The following is a 17,864-nucleotide window of genomic DNA, read 5'->3' as shown; positions in this document are numbered from 1 at the left end:
TTTATTCTGCAAACGAAATCTTGGTCTGTACGGGCTTCTCGCCGGACTTCTTCTCTTCGGGCTCCGGCTGGTCATTATCGTGACCGATATGTTTGATATTGTCGAGGATCTGACGGGTGCGCTTGCTCGTCGGCGTATTCTCTACTTGGAGGATAACATCCTCATTGTCGAGATCTTTGGGACCGAAGATGAAAATATGAGGGTGACGCTTGGCAACCTTGCTCTTGCCGTTGCGGCCATAGTAGCGGTCACGGCGGCGCTCATTCTCTGCCTCTTTCTCCTCTTGTTCTGCACGGCGTGTCGCCTCTTCCTGGGTATGGATCTTGCCGAGGTGCTTGCTCATGCCGTCAACATCCTTCAGACCGAAGCCTGTGGCGAGGATCGTCACCTTCACTTTCTTACCCAGTTCCGGATCGATGGCGACACCCCATTTCAATTCGAAGTTGTTGTCGAATTTCGCCATGAAATCACGGACATCATTCATCTCATCCATCGTCAGACCACTACCTTCCTTCTTCTCATCACTGAAGTTGATAGAGAGGAGGATCTTCTTGGAGTGGAAGACATCATTATCATTGAGCAGCGGAGAGTTGAGGGCATCCTGGATAGCCTGCTTCACACGGCCCTCGCCTTCGCCGTAACCCGTACTCATGATGGCGACGCCACCGTCTTTCAGCACCGTCTTCACGTCATTGAAGTCGAGGTTGATGAGTCCGTGCGTCGTGATGATCTCGGCGATACTCTTGGCTGCCACACTCAGCGTGTCGTCGGCCTTGGCGAAGGCATTGAGGAGGCTGAGGTCGGGATAGATATCGAGGAGGCGCTCGTTGTTGATGACGAGGAGGGCATCGACATGCTTACTCATCTCATCGACACCGTCAAGGGCCTGGTCAATCTTCTTGGCTCCCTCAAACTGGAAGGGGATCGTGACGATACCTACGGTGAGGATGCCGAGGTCTTTGCTCACACGGGCGATGACAGGAGCGGCACCCGTTCCCGTACCACCACCCATACCGGCGGTGATGAAGGCCATCTTCGTACCGTCGTTGAGCATGGCGCGGATCTCCGGTTCTGTCTCCTCAGCAGCCTGACGGGCTTTCTCGGGCTTGTTGCCGGCACCGAGACCTTCCTTGCCGAGCTGCAGATGGATAGGAACAGGAGAGTCGTTGAGGGCCTGGTTGTCCGTGTTACAGAGCACGAAGCTCACGTCGTGGATACCTTCGCGGTACATGTGGTTGACGGCATTACCGCCACCACCACCAACACCGATGACCTTGATAATATTATGTTTTTTCTGTGGTGCGCCGAAGTCAAGGTCCTTCGTCACATCATGATGATTATTGTCTGCCATAGTCGTTTGCTTTTTTCGTTTACCTTATTCCTCTTCCGGACCGATGATCTTACTGCCGAAATCCTTTAACTTATTACCGAACTTATGCCAGAAGGAGTTCTCTTTGCGCTCCTGTGCTTTCTCGGCAGCCAACCGTGCACGCTCTTCCTCGGCTTTCTCGGCCTCTGCCTGACGTTTCTTGCGCTCTTCTTCCTCTGCCAAACGTGCTTTCTCCAAGGGGGTCATGCCGCCGGTGGGTGTTCCTGTCTCCTGACGTAGTGGAGCTGCCGTGTTCTGCGGCTTACTGCTGAAGAGGTCATGGGTGATCTCGTCGCCGGCACAGTTCATATCTCCGGAGGCGAGAATGGCCAGAGCCGTGTTCAGCGTACCGTCATGGGCCGTGATGCGCGGATCCTTGCTCTTGACAGTGAAGTTGACAAAACGGGCCACACGGATCTTCTCCACGTTGGTATAGTTATGAAAAGCCTGTACGATATTCGGCATATTGCTGCCTCCTCCGGTGAGGATGATACCGCCAAGGATCTTGTCTGCATATTCGCCGGGAACCTGGTACCATACGTTCTCGATGATCTCCTCCATACGGTCCTCAACAAGGGCGATGAAATCACTGCTCTTGACATTACGGTCGGAGTCGATGGGGTAATTGATGGAGTCATCGATCTTGTCGATGGGTGTAAAGGCACTGGCATATTTCAGCTTCATCTTCTCGGCATCACTCTCCTCCATCTGCAGGGAGGCGATGTCCTTCGTGATATTATTGCCACCCAGGGGGATCACGGCGAGATGGCGCAGGATATTGCGGTAATAGACGGAAACAGTAGTCGTCTCCGCGCCGAGGTCTACGAGGACGCAGCCCGATCGTTTCTCCGTATCGGTCAGTACGGCATCTGCGAGTTTCAGAGGACTGAGATACATGTCGGCAATGATGATGTTCGCATTGTCGAAACAGGTCACGAGATTCTGATGAAAATTCTTACGCAGGATGATATTCAGGAAGTTACCCTCGAGATGGTTGCACTGGATGCCTACAGGATCGATCTGCAGCTGGTTGTCGACCTTATATTCGAGGTTGATCGGCTCGAAGATCTTCATCTCCGGGTAGACCATGTCATTGTTGGCATCCTTCAGACGGTCGATGAGTTCGTCGGTGACGATCGTCGGCGTCATGAAGTCCTGGTTGATATTATTCTTGACACTGTGTACACTCTGACCGCAGAAACCGACATAGACCTGCTTAATGTCCTGTTTCAGGAGGTTCTTCAACTTCGTAATGATATTGGTCAGGCACTGCCCGGTCTTCTCAATGTTGTAGACCATACCCTTGCGGATGCAGGCGGAGGAGTCCTCTTCGACGAGGGCCAGCACGGAAAGGCTGCCGTCGAGGTTCTTCTGCCCGGCGATACCGGTGATCTTAGATGAGCCCAGCTCGATCGCTACGATAAATTCTTTTGGCATATTAGGCATATCTGTTCTATTTTTTATTCTGTTGGTTCTGTGTTCTCTAGCTGTTTCTCTGTTTTCTCCGCTTCTTGTTGACGCTGCAGGGGATTCTTCTGTTGTGGCGTCGCGACAGGTTGTGACTCGGCGGAGGCGACTTCATTTTCTGTATGACGTCTCTTACAGATAATCTGGTTATCGAATTCCAGGGAGATATAGGAATATTTGTTCCATCCCGCCTGGGAGAGTCCGTATCGGTAGAATTTGATCAGACGGTCCAGCTTCCGTGTTACGAAGTTACGGATTTCTTCATCCCGTTCTTTGAAGTATTTGCTCTCCGGGAGATAGCCGAGGTAGACGATATGATCGCCGATGCGTGGCACGATCTCTATGCCGCGGTCTGGCAGCACATTGATCTGCTCAATGAGGTTCCGCCATAAGGCATTGGCCATGATGACCTTTGTCATCGGCGCAATATAGCGCTCCGCATACCAACGACTGATATAACCCGTGGCGATGATCATATCACTGGTATAATGACTGTTGGGCATCACTTGATTGTGATCATCCACATAGTAGTCATCCCCTGTGATATTCTTGATACGCACTACGGGGAGCCGTTGCGTGAGTTCAATAAAGACATTGCCGTTTTGGGTCTTGTAACACTGTGCCGTCTTGACGAAGGCACTCTGCTTGAGCATGTCTTCGATACGACGACAGTCAACCTTGTTGAAAGGAACGCCGTCGGGATCGAGGTGAGCTTTCTCCAGGCGTGTCTGTATCTCGTGGACATCAAGGAAGCCATTCGTCGTAGAGTCTTCAATGAGGATATACGGTTTTCGACAAACGACATTCGCCTCACTCGGCTGCCCGAATGAGGTGAACGCGATGACGATGTATACGGCCAGCAGTACATCGAGGCATACGATGATGACTTTTTTCCAGCAGACACGCATAGAATATGGCTTTACTTCTCTTGGTTCGTTTGTATTCTGATGCTATTTCTCTTTGGCCTCAATGAGCTTGGTCATCTGTGGCACATAGTTGTCGAGATTACCGGCACCAAGGACCACGAGGACATCGAAGTCACGGCTCTTGACGAGGTTGAGCACCTCATCTTTCCGGATCATGCTCTTCTCTACCTTCGGATCGAGATTGTCATAGATGAGCTGGCTCGTCACGCCGGGTATGGGGGCCTCGCGGGCCGGATAGATTTCGGTGAGAATGACTTCATCGAAATGGCTCAGAGCCTTGGCGAAATCCTTGTAGAAATCACGTGTGCGGGTATACAGGTGCGGCTGGAAGATCGCCGTGATCTTACGGCCTTTGAAGAGCTCCCGGAGGCTCTTGGCACTCTGTTCGATCTCCTTCGGATGATGTCCGTAGTCGGAGAGGAAGACATGGCGGTTGTTCTTGATCTTGAAGTCAAAACGGCGGTCTACACCATGATAGGTCTTCATACCATATTTGATCTCCTCTGCCGTACAGCCGTTGAGCTGTGCCATGGCCATGGCAGCGATACCGTTATCGATATTGATGGGGATGGGCTGGCCGAGCTCGATGCCTTTGATACTCTCGATGGGCGAGATGAAGTCAAAGGAGATCTCGCCATTCTCGATCTTGATATTCTCAGCGTGGAAGTCACCCTCGTTACGGCTGTAGGTATAGGTCTTCACTCCTTCCTGAACGTTAGGCTTTACCTCAAGACCGGTATGGATAATGAGGGCGCCGCCGGGCTGGATAAGTTCGGTGTAGTGGCGGAAGGACTCAAGATAGGCTTCCTTCGTGCCGTAAATATCGAGATGGTCGGGATCGGTGGCTGTGATGACACTCATCCACGGGCGGAGCCAATGGAAGGAGCGGTCGAACTCATCGGCTTCTATGACGACATAATCGCTCTTGTCGGAGAGGATATAATTGGTGCCATAGTTCTTGGAGATGCCGCCGAGGAAGGCGTTGCAGTCCACATGACTCTGATGCATGATATGGGCACACATCGTGGATGTCGTCGTCTTGCCGTGGGTGCCGGCAAAACACAGACCCTTATGGCTGCGTGTGAGCATGCCCAGAACCTGGGCGCGCTTCTGAACTTCGAATCCGTTCTGACGGAAATACTGCAGCTCCTGGTGTTCCGCGGGGATGGCCGGGGTGTAGACCACGAGGCAGCTCTTCGGATCGCGGCAGGCATGGGGAATCTCGTCGAGGTTCTCTTCATAATGGATGAGCATGCCTTCCTTCTCCAACTGATGGGTGAGGTCGGAAGGTGTCTTGTCATATCCTGCCACGACGAGGCCACGACGGATGAAGAAACGGGCGATGGCACTCATTCCGATGCCACCGGCGCCGATGAAATAAACGGATTTGATATCTTTCAGTTCCATGATTGTATTACTTTCTTATTTTTGGGCATAGGCCTCGGCCATCTTGATGACCTCGTCGGCAATGATGTCGGCACTGTTGGCCTCGCCAAGTGTGAGGATGTTCTTGCGAAGGGAGGCCAGCTTGTCATCGTTGTGGACGAGGTCAAGGGCCTGTTTCAACAGTACTTGGGGGGCGTCGGCATCTTTCACGTAGATGGCGGCATCCTTCTTCACCAGGGCCATGGCATTCTTCGTCTGGTGGTCTTCGGCGACATTCGGACTCGGCACAAGGATGACGGCCTTGCCGATGAGGCAGAATTCGGAGATGCTGCTGGCACCGGCACGGCTGATGACGAGATCAGCGGCACGATAGGCGGCTCCCATGTCGGAGACGAAATCGGTGACAACGAGGTTCTCCGGCTTGCCGAAGGCCTCGACGGCCTGCTTCATCTCCTCGAAATAGTATTTGCCGGTCTGCCAGATGAACTGTACGTCCGCAGCGGCCTTTACCATGTCGAGGTGCTGGCGCATGCTCTCGTTGATCGTACGGGCACCGAGGCTGCCGCCGACAAGGAGAATCGTCTTACGGTCAGCGCGGAGACCGAACTGCTGACGGGCCTCTTCAGGCGTGATCGTCGTATGGACGACATTCTGACGGACGGGATTGCCGGTCTTGATGATCTTCTCAGCCGGGAAGAAACGCTCCATGCCGTCGTAGGCGACACAGATCTTCTGCACCTTCTGACTCAGCATCTTGTTGGTCTTGCCGGCATAGGAGTTCTGCTCCTGGATCAGACAGGGAATCCCCATGCTATGGGCAGCATCAAGGGCGGCACCACTGGCATATCCCCCGACACCGACGGCAGCCATCGGCTTGAAGTTCTTGATGATCTGTTTCGCCATGTGCTTGCTGCGCAGGAAGTCGATGATGACACCGATATTCTTCAGACTATACAGGGGACGTATGAGGCCCCTTACAGGGAGTCCTTTGATCTCATATCCTGCGGCGGGGACACGTTGCATCTCCATACGGCCGAGGGCGCCGACAAAGAGAATGTGAGCATCCGGGCGCTTTGCCTTGATGGCGTTGGCAATGGAGACGGCCGGGAAGATATGTCCTCCCGTTCCACCACCGCTGACAATGATTCTTAGTGCTTGATCCATGTCTATCTTGTTTTTTTCGCAAAATTACTTATTTTTTTTGTCATTCGGTAATATTTGCGGTAATTTATTTTTTTATTGGTCCGTATTCACTGCTTTTTCAGTCTCTGTACCGCGTTTTTTCGCCGTACGGCTGACGGAGAGGATGGCACCGAGGTAGAGACAGTTGAAGAACATGGATGAGCCGCCTCGACTGATGAGGGGCAGCGGCTGACCCGTCACAGGGACAAGGCCTACGGCAACGAGCATGTTGAATAAGGCCTGTGTCACGAGAAGGATGGCGAGTCCCATGGCCAGGAAGGCCGGAAAGTTGTTCTCGCACTGACCGGCGATATGACCTGTACGGAAGAGGAGGATGATATATAATGCCGCTACAAAGATGGCTCCTTCAATGCCCATCTCTTCAATGATGATAGCGTAGATGAAGTCAGAGAATGCCTGTGACAGGAAGTCTCGTTCTACGCTGTTGCCTGGGCCGACGCCAATGATATTACTCGAGGCGATGGCTATGGCGGCATGGGCTTTCTGTCCGTCCTTGTCAAGGTCTACATCCTGCGGAGGAACATCTTTTGATCCGAAGTCCTCTATTCTGGCTTTCCACGTGTCTGCACGATGGAACAATCGGGCAAAGAAGTTGGGTTTCTCCTTCACGACTTGTTCCGTTTTTCCCTTGACGGGGTCTTCGGCCTTCGTCTCATCGCCGATGGCAAAGATCATGACAAGTACGAAAGCAGCGACGGCTCCTACACCTGCGAAGAGGCGGAGTAGTTGGCGCTTGGGTATCCGTCCGAAGAACATCATGCCTACGACGGTGATACATAGCAGCATGGCCGTACTCAGGTTCTCCATCATGATCAAGACAGCGAAGAAACCAGTCAGAAGCAGGATCCACTGAAAGGCACGCTTGTCAGCGCCATGCTCTGTCTGAAGCCCACTGAGAATCTGTGCCGTTGCCAGAACGACAGTACCCTTAGCCAATTCCGAGGGTTGGAAATGGAAGCCGAGAATACTCACCCATCGTGCCGCCCCATTGGTGCTCTGCCCAAAGGCGAGGACCCAGAGGAGCATGATAATGGAGAGGATGATCAGAAAGGGTGTGGCAAGTTTGAAATATTTACATGGGATGTTCAGTGTGCATACCATGAATATGACTCCCACGATGATCGTCCCCACATGTCCGAGCACAGGGGCCCAGAAAGCCCCTCCCTTGTAGGTCAGTGAACTGGAGGCAGAATATACCTCCGTGATACTGATCAGACAAAGGAAGAAGAAGACCATCCAGATCGTCTTGTCGCCCTTGAAGAGATTATGTATGATCGTTTTGCTCATCTTATAGCTTTCTCACGGCAGCCTTGAATTGGTCTCCGCGGTCTTCCATATTCTTAAAGAGGTCGAAACTGGCACAGCACGGACTCAGCAGGACTGTATCACCGGGCTTGGCCATTTCATAGCAGGCCTTCACGCAGTCGACCATATTATGGGTGTCACGGACGGGGAGCCCGAGCTGGTCGAAGTTGTCATGGAGCTTTTTATTGTCAGCACCGAGGTATACGAGACCGACACATTTCTGTTTCACGAGGTCCATGATATGACTGTAGTCATTACCCTTATCCTTTCCTCCGAGGATGAGGATCGTTGGGGTTTTCATACTCTCGAGGGCATACCAACAGGCATCGACATTCGTTGCCTTGGAGTCGTTGATGTACATCACGCCGCCAACTTTACAGACTTTCTCCAGACGGTGCTCAACGCCGGGGAAGTCGCTGAGACTCTTGCGGATGACATCTTTTTTGATACCAGCAATATTGCTGGCCAGACCGGCAGCAAGGCTGTTGTAAAGGTTATGTTTGCCTGAGAGCGAGAGTTCCTCCTGCTCCATATTGAACGGGGTGGGGTATTCGAGCTTATACTTGCCATCTTCTATATAGGCAATACTGCCTTTCTCTTTTAACTCAGAGAAGGGACAACGGACGGCATGGATGTCGAATTTCTCCATCTCCTTCTTGATGACGGGGTCGTCATTCCAGTAGATGAAGCAGTCGTCGGGCGTCTGGTTCTGCGTGATACGCATCTTCGCGTCGGCATAGTTCTCGAACTTGAAGTCGTATCGGTCGAGGTGGTCGGGCGTGATATTCAGTAAAATAGCGATGTTGGCGCGGAACTGATACATGTTGTCGAGCTGGAAAGAACTGAGCTCGATGACATAGTAATGATGAGGATCTTCAGCCACCTGAAGAGCCAGGGAGCGACCGATATTTCCGGCCAGGCCGACATCGTATCCGGCAGACTTGAAAATATGGTAGATGAGCGACGTCGTCGTTGTCTTACCGTTGCTGCCCGTGATGCAGATCATTTTGGAATGGGTGTAGCGACCGGCAAACTCGATCTCACTGATGATCGGGGTCTTTTGTGCCATGAGTTTCTGAATCATCGGGGCCTCCTTCGGAATGCCCGGACTCTTGATGACCTCATCGGCATTGAGGATCTTCTCTTCTGTATGATGCCCTTCCTCCCATTCAATATGGTGGTCGTCAAGGAGCTTCTTGTATTTGTCCTTGATCATGGACGTGTCGGAGACGAACACGTCGAATCCTTCTTTCTTGGCCAGGACGGCGGCTCCAGCACCGCTCTCTCCGGCTCCTAAAACAACTATTCTTTTCATTTTTCTATCTAATTTTCAGTGTGATGATCGTCAGCGCGGCAAGGATGATCGTGATGATCCAGAAACGGATGGTGATCTTGCTCTCATGCTTGGGGGTGTGAGGCGCCTTGATGAGATATTTGCAGTCGGGATCCAGCTGGCTGTCCTGCGTGCGGAAGGCATCATGGATCGGCGTGCGCTTGAAGATACGTTGTTTCACCCCTCTGTGCTTACCGAGTTTATAGTAATATACCTGCATGATGACACTGAGGCTCTCTACAAAGAAGATTCCACAAAGTATCGGCAGTAACAACTCCTTATGGATAATGATGGCACCGACACCGATGATGCCACCAATCGTGAGGCTACCCGTGTCGCCCATGAAAATCTGTGCAGGATAGGCGTTGTACCATAGGAAACCGATAAGGGCACCGACAAAGGCACAGAAGAAGACCACGAGTTCCTGGGAGCCGGGGATGAACATGATGTTCAGATAGGCCGCGAAGTTGATATGGGAACTCACATAGGCCAGAATGCCCAGGGCTACACCGATGATGGCTGAGTTGCCGGCACACATGCCATCCATACCGTCGTTGAGGTTCGCACCATTGCTTACGGCTGTGACGATGAAGATGGTGATGATGACGAAGAGCACCCAGGCGGCAGCGCTGCGGTAGGGGCCCATCCATTTGGTAAACCACGAATAGTCGAAGTTATGGCCCTTGACAAACGGAATCGTCGTCTTCAGGGATTTCCGGGCCTCCGGACGGTGCTTGATGACCACCTCCTGGCCGTTCTGCTGTTCAATGGCGAGGTTCTCGTTGATCTTTACGTCGGGAGAAGCCCAAAGGGTGATTCCGACGATGAGACCAATGCCAACCTGTCCGATGATCTTGTATTTTCCTTTCAGGCCATCTTTGTTTCGCTTGAAGATCTTGATATAGTCGTCCATACCGCCAAGGAAGCCAAGCCACAGCGTCGTGACCATCATCAGGATGAGGTAGATATTACGTAGACGACCGAGCAGGAGGACAGGGATGAGGATGGCGACGATGATGATCACGCCACCCATCGACGGCACACCGATCTTTTTCACACCAAAGGGATCGATACTTGCGTCACGTTGCGTCTCTGTGATCTGTTTCTTCTTGAGATATTTGATGAAATGTTCTCCGAACCATGCAGAGATGGTCAGCGACAGGATCAGTGCCAGCAAGGCACGGAACGAGATATAGCCCCAGATATGGGATCCGGAGATGCCGAACTGTTCGAGGAACCGGAAAAGATAGTATAACATTTTCTTTCTCCTTTATATATATGATTATTCCTTTTCCTCTTCGAAAATGGCACGCAGCACTTCCTTGTCATCGAAGTGGTGCTTCACACCCTTGATATCCTGGTAGTTCTCATGACCCTTACCGGCAACGAGGATGACATCACCCTTTTGGGCCATCATGCAGGCCGTGCGGATAGCCTCTTTACGGTCCACGATAGAGACGACCTTACGCATCTGCTGGGTGTTGAGGCCGGCGAGCATATCGTTGATGATGTCCTGTGGCTCCTCAAAACGGGGGTTATCACTCGTGATGATGACTTTGTCGCTCTGTTTCACGGCTTCCTGGGCCATCAATGGCCGTTTGCCCTTGTCACGATTGCCACCGGCACCACAGACGGTAATGACATGGCCCTTACCATTGAGAACCTCATGAATAGCGTTGAGGACATTCTCCAAGGCATCGGGGGTATGCGCATAGTCGACGACGGCAGTATACCCCTTCGGAGAGTGGAGGGGCTCCAGACGGCCACTGACGCTGTGGAGGGTACTCAGGACAACGAGGATATCCTCGGGCTTCTTGCCGAGCATGACGGCGGCGCCATAGACGGCGAGGAGGTTGCTGACATTGAACTTGCCAATGAACTGAACGCCGACCTCATGACCGTCGATGTCGAGGTACATCCCCTCAAAGTGGCACTCGATGATCTTCGCACGGAAGTCAGCCATCTGCTTGATGGAGTAGGTCTTCACCGTGGCCTTCGTGTTCTGTACCATGATCATACCGTTCTTGTCATCGGCGTTTGTGATGGCAAAAGCATCCTTCGGCAGTCCGTCGAAGAAGGCTTTCTTGGCGTTGCGGTAGTTCTCGAACGTCTTATGGTAATCGAGGTGGTCACGGGTGAGGTTTGTGAAGATACCTCCCTTAAACTTCAGTCCGCCGATGCGCTTCTGATGGATGGCATGGGAAGAGCACTCCATGAAGGCATACTGACAGCCGGCCTTCACCATCTCACCGAGGAGTTCGTTGAGCTCGATGGGATCCGGTGTCGTATGGTCCGCAGGGACTGCTTTGTCATCAATATAGTTGCAGACTGTGGAGAGAAGACCACACTTGTAACCGAATTTCCGGAACATATTATATAATAAGGTGGCGATTGTCGTCTTGCCATTCGTTCCTGTGACACCGACGAGGATGAGGTGACGGGAGGGATCACCATAGAAGAGTGTGGCGACCTTTCCGACGGCATCCTCCGTGGATTTTACCTGGACATAAGTGACACCGTCTGCCTTCTCTTCGGGCATGTCCTCACAGAGGACGGCTTGGGCACCCTGGGCGATGGCCTTCGGGATAAACTTATGGCCGTCGACCTGCGTTCCTTTCATCGCTACGAACAGATGTCCGTCCTGGATCTTGCGGGAATCGATATTGACACCTGTGATTTCAATGTCATCACTACCGAGAATCTGTTCCGGTTGGATGTTCTTGAGCAATTCTTTCAGTTTCATTTCTATAGTTGTTTTTTAATTTTCCAATGTTAATTGACAACGGTCACCACGCTTGATGAAATGACCGGGCTCAAGGCTCTGCTTGACGACGCGGCCACGGCCGATGAGCGTACAACGGACACCACGGTGCTCAATAAGGAATACGGCATCCCGGGCACCCATACCCGTGACATCAGGCATATATTTGTCGCTATACTGTTTGCGCTGGAAAAGGTTGACTTTCGAACGCCCCTTGATATCGCCACCACCCCAGATCGGATTACCGTTGGCATAGGAGCCCGTCCAACTCTTGTTGACGGGGATGCCGATGTGTGAGAGGACATAGTCGGCGGCAAGGATGTTACCGTTGAAGACTTGCGGAACGAAGACAGAGGCGCTGTCCCGGGCTTCCGACACACTGAGTTTGATGTCCTGGGCCATGATGCCCTCGGCGATATTATGGAAGACGACACCACTCATGCCACCACCGGAAGCCGGGAGACCGGACTTCTGGATACAGACGATACAGCTATACCGTGGATGTTCAGAGGGGAAATAGCCAGCGAAACTCAACAGATAGTTTGTGCCTCCGGCCTTATATCCTCCTGCGCCCTTGGAGATCTGTGCCGTTCCCGTCTTTCCCGATACATGGAAAGATTTCGAACCGGCTTTCTTGCCCAGACCGACACTGACGACCTGCTCCAAGATAGCCTGGATCTCTCCGAGTGCCTTCTTGCCGCAGATATGCTCACGCATCACCTCCGGCGGGAACTCCATGATCGTCTGGCCGTTCTTCTCTACCCGTTGTACGAAGCGCGGACGCATCATCCTACCGCCGTTGGCGACGGCATTGTAGAAGGTCAGCGTACTGATTGGTGGCACCTGTGTCTCATAACCGATACTCATCCAGGGTAGGGCTGTCTTGCTCCAGTTCGTCCATTGCCCATGCTTGTTCTTGTGAGGCATACGGATGACAGGTGGTGTATAGCCCGGGATGACATCTTCTAGTCCGAGGTCGTCGGCGATACCCGTACGGTAGAGCCCCCGGACGAATTTTTCGGGATCGTTATGATAATGGTCGTCGATGATACGACTCACGCCGATATTACTACTGTACCACAGCGTCTGAGGCAGCGTCAGCGTGCCGTAGCCGCCTTTACGCCAGTTCCAGTCCTTCATGTCACGGCCGTACATGTTGAAAATACCGCCGAAGGTCTCCACCCTGTAGGTGGTATCGACGACTCCGTCGTCGAGAGCCACCATCAGACTGATGGGTTTGAAGACAGAACCGGGCTCGAGAAGATCGCTGACGGCATGGTTGTGGATCTCCCGGTATTCTCCGTCAAAGCATTTCTCCATGTTCACGATGGCCTTCACGTCACCCGTGGGGACATCCATGACGATGGCGACCCCGACATTACCATTGATCTCTTTCAGCTCATTGATAACGGCACGCTCGGCGAGGTCCTGGATGTTCACGTCGATCGTTGTAACGATATCCGCGCCGTCGACAGGCGGCGTGTCGGTGATATCGAGGAACTTGTTACGGACCTTCCGGCGGTGGACGATACCATTCGTACCACGGAGGATAGAGTCGTAAGACAGTTCCAGACCGAAACGGGCTGTGTCTTTGGCACCATACATGGCACCGATGGTACGACCGGCGAGGGAACCATAGCTGCGCTTGCGTGCGTCATACTCCTCATAGGTGAAACCGCTGCGAAGACTCGGCAGACGGAACACGGGGAGACTACGGAGCTGACAGAAGGTGTTATAGTCGATACGCTTGTTCCAAATAGCCCAGTAACGGCTTTGCTTCTTCATACCCTCTTCCAAGTGAGCTTTGAACTGAGCGGCACTCTGCTCGGGGAAGAGCTGATGGAGACCCTCACAGATAGAATCTATCTTTACGTGCCACAGGGAGTCAGTATGGGTGTCCTTCATCGTCTTGAAGTCGAGGTAGCATTTATATTCCGGCAGACTGGAGGCCATGAGTTGACCATCGCAGCTGAGGATATTGCCACGGTTCGGACGGACACTGACAGAGTCCCGCTTGACACGATCGGCGACCGTCATCCAGTACTGGCGCTTCGCCGTCATCGTATAGAGCGCCTTTGCCACCACCGCCAGGGCCACAAGGGTCAACAGTACGGCGATGAGGTTATAGCGCGGCATGATTTTCTTCGGATCAAACTTCTTCATTGTTCGTCGGGTACATTGATGATGTAAGGCGGCTGACTGGCAATTTTCAGCACACTGTCCTTATTATTCTTCAAAACTTCCAGTACATTGCTCTCACGGCTCTTCTCCGTGATGTCACTACTGCTCGAGAGGGCTCGGTATTTGGCATCCTGCAACTCCTCATGGAGTTTGTCGATCTCGATGAGATCTTTCTGTACGGTATAACGGTTGGAGATATAGACGATGACAAAGGCGGCGATGAGAAGAAACAGATAGATCTGATTCTTCATAAACTGCGTGTTGAAGATGTCTGCGCCGAGGATTTTCGAGAGGGTGACTTTCGATAGGTTGATATGCTCACCTTCCGACACGGTCTGGGCAATGACTTCCTTGAGATTCTCCATCGCCTTGAGGTCACGCTCTGCCGATGAGATCTTCTCGCCATCGTCGGTGGAGCTCTGCTCCTCACTGGTAGCGTCTCCTTTGCCGTTGACGGGTTCTTGCTTGGTGGCAGCCTGATCTGCTGTCATGTTATGTTCGTTATTTTCTTTATTCTCGTTCATGGGGTTCTTTCTTTTCAGCAATTCTGAGTTTGGCACTCCGGGAGCGTGGGTTGCGTTCCTGCTCGGTCTCTTCAGGGGTGATGACACGGTTGTTGACGAGCTTGTAAGGGCTATCGATGCGGCCGTAGAAGTCTTGGATGACCTTTCCCTCAACATTGCCCGTCTTCATCATATTCTTCACGATGCGATCCTCAAGACTATGATAAGTTATGACACTCAGACGACCGCCGGGAGCCAGCAGGGCTGTGGCAGCCGTGAGCATCTCTTTCAGCGCGTCCGTTTCATGATTAACCTCAATGCGTAGGGCTTGGAAGAGTCGCGCCATCTCTTTCTTTTCCCGTCCGCGCTTGACAAGGGGCTCCATGATGGTCACAAAGTCTTGTGTTGTCACGATAGGCTTTTGTTGACGGGCTTTCACAAGGGCAGCGGCGAGGCGGCGGCTATTTTTCATCTCACCGTAGAGGAAGAAAATGTCGGCCAGCTGCTCCTCGGCATAGCCGTTGACAATGTCTGCGGCGGTCTCATGAGCCCGTTGGTTCATGCGCATGTCGAGAGGGGCGTCGAACCGGAAGGAAAACCCGCGCTGCTCGTCATCGAGGTGATGGGAGGAGACGCCGAGATCGGCGAGGAGGCCATCGATATGCTCAACGCCGTAGTAATGCATCCAATTGTGGAGGTACCGGAAATTAGATCTGACAAAGGTGAATCGCTCATCATCGACAAAACGACGCTCACTGCCGTCTGCCTCCGTGGAGAGGATGTTTCTTGCGGCATCCTCGTCTTGATCGAAACTGTAGAGATGACCGTTGGCGGGAAGTCGACGTAGAATCTCACGGCTATGGCCACCACCTCCGAAGGTGACATCAACGTAGATGCCGCCGTCATGGATCTGCAGTCCGTCAATGCTCTCCTGGAGCAGAACAGGTATGTGATAAATCATGCGTGTACCTCTTTATAATTAAAACCGAGGGTCAAAGGTACATATTTTTCTTCACATACGTTCCTTTTTCGGCGCAATTTTTTTTATCAGCCCTTTAAAATGTCAAAAAAGTATATTTTTTTTGATTTTTTTTCTTTCTTACGCTGATAAACCAAAAAGTTGTATTAAATTTGCAAGGTAATATATATTGCAACCAAAAGTAGGCATGAGTTCAGAAATAGAGAAAACGATAGATATAGAAAAGCTTTTAAAGGATAAAATGGGCGGGAAATACCGCTTCTTCCCACAATGCATCCTCTCCTGGCTGCGGAAGATCCTCCATGAGGATCAGGTCAACGCCTTCCTTTGGGAACACCGCGAGCAGAAGGGTGTGGAATGGCTGGAGGAGTGCGTGCGCTACCTCGACATGACGCTTGACATCGAGGGGCGGGAGAACCTCCCCGATCCTCATGACGGAAAGCTCTATACGTTTGTCTCTAATCATCCTCTCGGTGGCGCCGACGGCGTGGCTCTGGGAGCGCTCATCGGCCGCCATTATGACGGTCATTTCCGCTATCTCGTGCGTAGTGAACTGCTGTGGCTGCCGGGACTTGAGCCCGTGAGCATTGGTATCAACAAACATGGCCACCAGAGTCGCCGTTTCCCGGAACTCGTTGAGGCGGGTTTCCAGAGCGATAACCACATGCTGATGTTTCCAGCCGGATTGTGCAGTCGGAAGACGAATGGCGTGATCCATGATATCCCATGGACGAAGACCTTTGTCTCGAAGAGTGTGGAATATAAGCGGGATGTCGTGCCGATCCATTTCAGTGGCTCCAACAGTGAACGGTTCTACCGTATCGCCAATATCTGTAAGGCGCTCCATCTGAGGGTGAATATCGCCCAGCTCTTTCTCGTCGACGAGATGTACCGGAATGTTCATAAGTCCTTCCGTGTAGCCATCGGAAAGCCCATTCCCTGGCAGACCTTCGACAAGAGTAAGACACCGAAGGAGTGGGCACAATGGGTAGAAGAAAAAGTTTATCAATTATAAGTTATGGAAGAAGAGATTATCCAACCGATCAGCAGAGACATCCTCGAGCGTGAGCTTACGCCCGAGAAACAGTTGCGTATGACCAACAAAAGTCATAATGAGATCTATATCGTCACTGCCAATGACTCTCCGAATGTCATGAAGGAGATAGGCAGGCTCCGTGAGATCGCTTTCCGCACGGCTGGCGGTGGTACGGGTAAGAGCATGGACATTGATGAGTTTGATGTTGGTGATAACTGCTATAAACAACTCATCGTATGGAATCCGGAGGCCAAGGAAATTATTGGCGGCTACCGTTATCTTCTCGGCCGCGACTGGAAGTTGAATGCGGAGGGACAGCCCCATTTGGCCACCAGTCACATGTTCCATTTCTCCGATAAGTTCCTCAAGGACTATATGCCTTATACGGTAGAACTCGGACGTAGCTTCGTCTCTCTCGAATACCAGAACGTGCGGAAGAATACGAAGAGTATCTTCGCCCTCGACAACCTCTGGGACGGCCTCGGCGCCCTCACCGTGATCTATCCCGACTTGAAATATTTCTTCGGAAAGATGACGATGTATCCGTCATATATCCGTGAGGGCCGTGACATGATCCTCTATTTCCTGAAGAAGCATTTCGACGATAAGGAGAATCTTGTCATTCCCATCCATCCCTTGAAGATCGAGACACCGGAAGAGAAGCTGAAGACAATCTTCACGGCTGATAATTTCAAGGACGACTACCGTATCCTCAATCATGAGATCCGTAAGCTCGGCTATAATATTCCGCCACTCGTAAACGCTTACATGAACCTCAGTCCGACGATGAAGCTCTTCGGTACAGCCATCAACTATGGCTTCGGAAATGTCGAGGAAACGGGTATCCTCATCGCTGTCAACGAGATCTTGGAGGAGAAGCGTGTGCGCCATATCAATTCATTTATCAAGGAACATCCGGAGGCACTGCATATCACGAGCAGTGCCAACCCGATCGTTTACAAAGAAAAGGAGAAGGAAAAATGAAAAAATTATTGTTCACCTTTTGCGTGGCAGCAGTCATGCCGGTAGCCGCCAGTGCCCAGTCGTCTTATGAGGCCATCGATTCCACGTCAACCTCAGAGCAGCCGGCACAGAATTCCATCAGTCTTGATGAACTTACGAGTCTCACACCTGAAGATAAGGCGTATGTGGACAGTTTCAATATCCAACTGCAGAAAGCTGGTGATGAGATCAATACCATCTCTGCCCAGTGGGATGCTGAGAAGGCTAAGCGCGGTTATCCGAAGAAGAAAACCGTCAAGGCCAAGGCTGCTGCTGTTGATGCTTATGTCGCCTTGCTGCGTCAGCAACTCTCTGACATCCGTCTGAACCGTTTTGTCGATAAGGACAAAGTTCAGTCGAAAATAGACTATTGGGAAGATTATCGCGTTAAGCTTAATAAGCTAATGTAATAT

At 51.9% G+C, this 17,864-nt stretch carries 15 protein-coding genes; 3 read left to right on the top strand and 12 right to left on the bottom strand.

Translation table 11 applies throughout. The features are described from left to right. Position 1: 1 nt before the first annotated feature. The 12 genes from ftsZ to rsmH all read right to left on the bottom strand — a co-directional run bounded on the left by ftsZ (position 2) and on the right by rsmH (position 15,395). Entirely contained in the window at positions 2 to 1,351 is a 1,350-nt protein-coding gene (ftsZ, locus tag G604_RS0103575; protein WP_028909363.1) for a cell division protein FtsZ, read from the bottom strand. Positions 1,352 to 1,375: 24 nt separating this feature from the next. Next, complete coding sequence (gene ftsA / locus G604_RS0103570; RefSeq protein WP_028909362.1) at positions 1,376 to 2,806, bottom strand: cell division protein FtsA; 1,431 nt, start codon at positions 2,804 to 2,806, stop codon at positions 1,376 to 1,378. A 23-nt stretch (positions 2,807 to 2,829) separates the two neighbouring features. After that, positions 2,830 to 3,744 (bottom strand): cell division protein FtsQ, encoded by a 915-nt coding sequence (locus G604_RS13400; RefSeq protein ID WP_081657633.1) that lies wholly within the window; start codon positions 3,742 to 3,744, stop codon positions 2,830 to 2,832. Positions 3,745 to 3,786: 42 nt separating this feature from the next. Beyond that, entirely contained in the window at positions 3,787 to 5,169 is a 1,383-nt protein-coding gene (murC, locus tag G604_RS0103560) for a UDP-N-acetylmuramate--L-alanine ligase (RefSeq protein WP_028909361.1), read from the bottom strand. Between the two features lie 15 nt (positions 5,170 to 5,184). After that, on the bottom strand, positions 5,185 to 6,312 hold the full coding sequence (gene murG, locus G604_RS0103555; protein ID WP_028909360.1) for an undecaprenyldiphospho-muramoylpentapeptide beta-N-acetylglucosaminyltransferase: 1,128 nt from the start codon (positions 6,310 to 6,312) through the stop codon (positions 5,185 to 5,187). A gap of 72 nt (positions 6,313 to 6,384) precedes the next feature. Continuing rightward, positions 6,385 to 7,638, bottom strand: coding sequence for an FtsW/RodA/SpoVE family cell cycle protein (locus G604_RS0103550; RefSeq protein ID WP_028909359.1), 1,254 nt, complete (start codon positions 7,636 to 7,638; stop codon positions 6,385 to 6,387). Position 7,639: 1 nt separating this feature from the next. Then, complete coding sequence (murD, locus tag G604_RS0103545) at positions 7,640 to 8,971, bottom strand: UDP-N-acetylmuramoyl-L-alanine--D-glutamate ligase (RefSeq protein ID WP_028909358.1); 1,332 nt, start codon at positions 8,969 to 8,971, stop codon at positions 7,640 to 7,642. A 4-nt stretch (positions 8,972 to 8,975) separates the two neighbouring features. Beyond that, a complete protein-coding gene (locus G604_RS0103540; protein WP_028909357.1) occupies positions 8,976 to 10,247 on the bottom strand; it encodes a phospho-N-acetylmuramoyl-pentapeptide-transferase in 1,272 nt (423 codons plus the stop codon). Between the two features lie 24 nt (positions 10,248 to 10,271). Beyond that, positions 10,272 to 11,732 carry a UDP-N-acetylmuramoyl-L-alanyl-D-glutamate--2,6-diaminopimelate ligase gene (locus G604_RS0103535; RefSeq protein ID WP_028909356.1) on the bottom strand — a complete coding sequence of 487 codons (1,461 nt, stop codon included), beginning with the start codon at positions 11,730 to 11,732 and terminating at the stop codon, positions 10,272 to 10,274. A gap of 15 nt (positions 11,733 to 11,747) precedes the next feature. Then, on the bottom strand, positions 11,748 to 13,913 hold the full coding sequence (locus G604_RS0103530) for a penicillin-binding protein (protein WP_028909355.1): 2,166 nt from the start codon (positions 13,911 to 13,913) through the stop codon (positions 11,748 to 11,750). After that, positions 13,910 to 14,455, bottom strand: coding sequence for an FtsL-like putative cell division protein (locus tag G604_RS13395; RefSeq protein ID WP_028909354.1), 546 nt, complete (start codon positions 14,453 to 14,455; stop codon positions 13,910 to 13,912). Before G604_RS13395 ends, G604_RS0103530 begins: the two co-directional genes overlap by 4 nt. Beyond that, positions 14,442 to 15,395, bottom strand: coding sequence for a 16S rRNA (cytosine(1402)-N(4))-methyltransferase RsmH (gene rsmH / locus G604_RS0103520; protein ID WP_028909353.1), 954 nt, complete (start codon positions 15,393 to 15,395; stop codon positions 14,442 to 14,444). Before rsmH ends, G604_RS13395 begins: the two co-directional genes overlap by 14 nt. A gap of 205 nt (positions 15,396 to 15,600) precedes the next feature. On the opposite strand from rsmH, the gene G604_RS0103515 reads away from it, so the two are divergent. Genes G604_RS0103515 through G604_RS0103505 form a run of 3 tightly spaced genes read left to right on the top strand, consistent with a single transcriptional unit; the run spans position 15,601 to position 17,861 of the window. Further along, positions 15,601 to 16,428, top strand: coding sequence for a glycerol acyltransferase (locus G604_RS0103515; protein WP_028909352.1), 828 nt, complete (start codon positions 15,601 to 15,603; stop codon positions 16,426 to 16,428). Between the two features lie 3 nt (positions 16,429 to 16,431). Further along, positions 16,432 to 17,433 carry a GNAT family N-acetyltransferase gene (locus G604_RS0103510; RefSeq protein ID WP_028909351.1) on the top strand — a complete coding sequence of 334 codons (1,002 nt, stop codon included), beginning with the start codon at positions 16,432 to 16,434 and terminating at the stop codon, positions 17,431 to 17,433. Then, positions 17,430 to 17,861 carry a hypothetical protein gene (locus tag G604_RS0103505; RefSeq protein WP_028909350.1) on the top strand — a complete coding sequence of 144 codons (432 nt, stop codon included), beginning with the start codon at positions 17,430 to 17,432 and terminating at the stop codon, positions 17,859 to 17,861. The genes G604_RS0103510 and G604_RS0103505 overlap by 4 nt, the downstream gene beginning before the upstream one ends. Positions 17,862 to 17,864: the final 3 nt, after the last annotated feature.

It is taken from the genome of Prevotella sp. AGR2160 (genome assembly GCF_000424185.1).
GTDB lineage: Bacteria > Bacteroidota > Bacteroidia > Bacteroidales > Bacteroidaceae > Prevotella.
The sequence above is the reverse complement of the archived record's forward strand: the minus strand, read 5'-3'. Positions and strand labels throughout refer to the sequence as shown.

Excerpts from the sequence above, each read along its gene's own strand:
- G604_RS0103515 (WP_028909352.1), top strand. The coding sequence starts at position 15,601 with ATGAGTTCAGAAATAGAGAAAACGATAGATATAGAAAAGCTTTTAAAG.
- G604_RS0103540 (WP_028909357.1), bottom strand. The coding sequence starts at position 10,247 with ATGTTATACTATCTTTTCCGGTTCCTCGAACAGTTCGGCATCTCCGGA.
- ftsZ (WP_028909363.1), bottom strand. The coding sequence starts at position 1,351 with ATGGCAGACAATAATCATCATGATGTGACGAAGGACCTTGACTTCGGC.
- ftsA (WP_028909362.1), bottom strand. The coding sequence starts at position 2,806 with ATGCCAAAAGAATTTATCGTAGCGATCGAGCTGGGCTCATCTAAGATC.
- G604_RS0103535 (WP_028909356.1), bottom strand. The coding sequence starts at position 11,732 with ATGAAACTGAAAGAATTGCTCAAGAACATCCAACCGGAACAGATTCTC.
- murD (WP_028909358.1), bottom strand. The coding sequence starts at position 8,971 with ATGAAAAGAATAGTTGTTTTAGGAGCCGGAGAGAGCGGTGCTGGAGCC.
- murG (WP_028909360.1), bottom strand. The coding sequence starts at position 6,312 with ATGGATCAAGCACTAAGAATCATTGTCAGCGGTGGTGGAACGGGAGGA.
- G604_RS13400 (WP_081657633.1), bottom strand. The coding sequence starts at position 3,744 with ATGCGTGTCTGCTGGAAAAAAGTCATCATCGTATGCCTCGATGTACTG.
- G604_RS0103550 (WP_028909359.1), bottom strand. The coding sequence starts at position 7,638 with ATGAGCAAAACGATCATACATAATCTCTTCAAGGGCGACAAGACGATC.
- rsmH (WP_028909353.1), bottom strand. The coding sequence starts at position 15,395 with ATGATTTATCACATACCTGTTCTGCTCCAGGAGAGCATTGACGGACTG.
- G604_RS0103510 (WP_028909351.1), top strand. The coding sequence starts at position 16,432 with ATGGAAGAAGAGATTATCCAACCGATCAGCAGAGACATCCTCGAGCGT.
- G604_RS0103530 (WP_028909355.1), bottom strand. The coding sequence starts at position 13,913 with ATGAAGAAGTTTGATCCGAAGAAAATCATGCCGCGCTATAACCTCATC.
- G604_RS0103505 (WP_028909350.1), top strand. The coding sequence starts at position 17,430 with ATGAAAAAATTATTGTTCACCTTTTGCGTGGCAGCAGTCATGCCGGTA.
- murC (WP_028909361.1), bottom strand. The coding sequence starts at position 5,169 with ATGGAACTGAAAGATATCAAATCCGTTTATTTCATCGGCGCCGGTGGC.
- G604_RS13395 (WP_028909354.1), bottom strand. The coding sequence starts at position 14,455 with ATGAACGAGAATAAAGAAAATAACGAACATAACATGACAGCAGATCAG.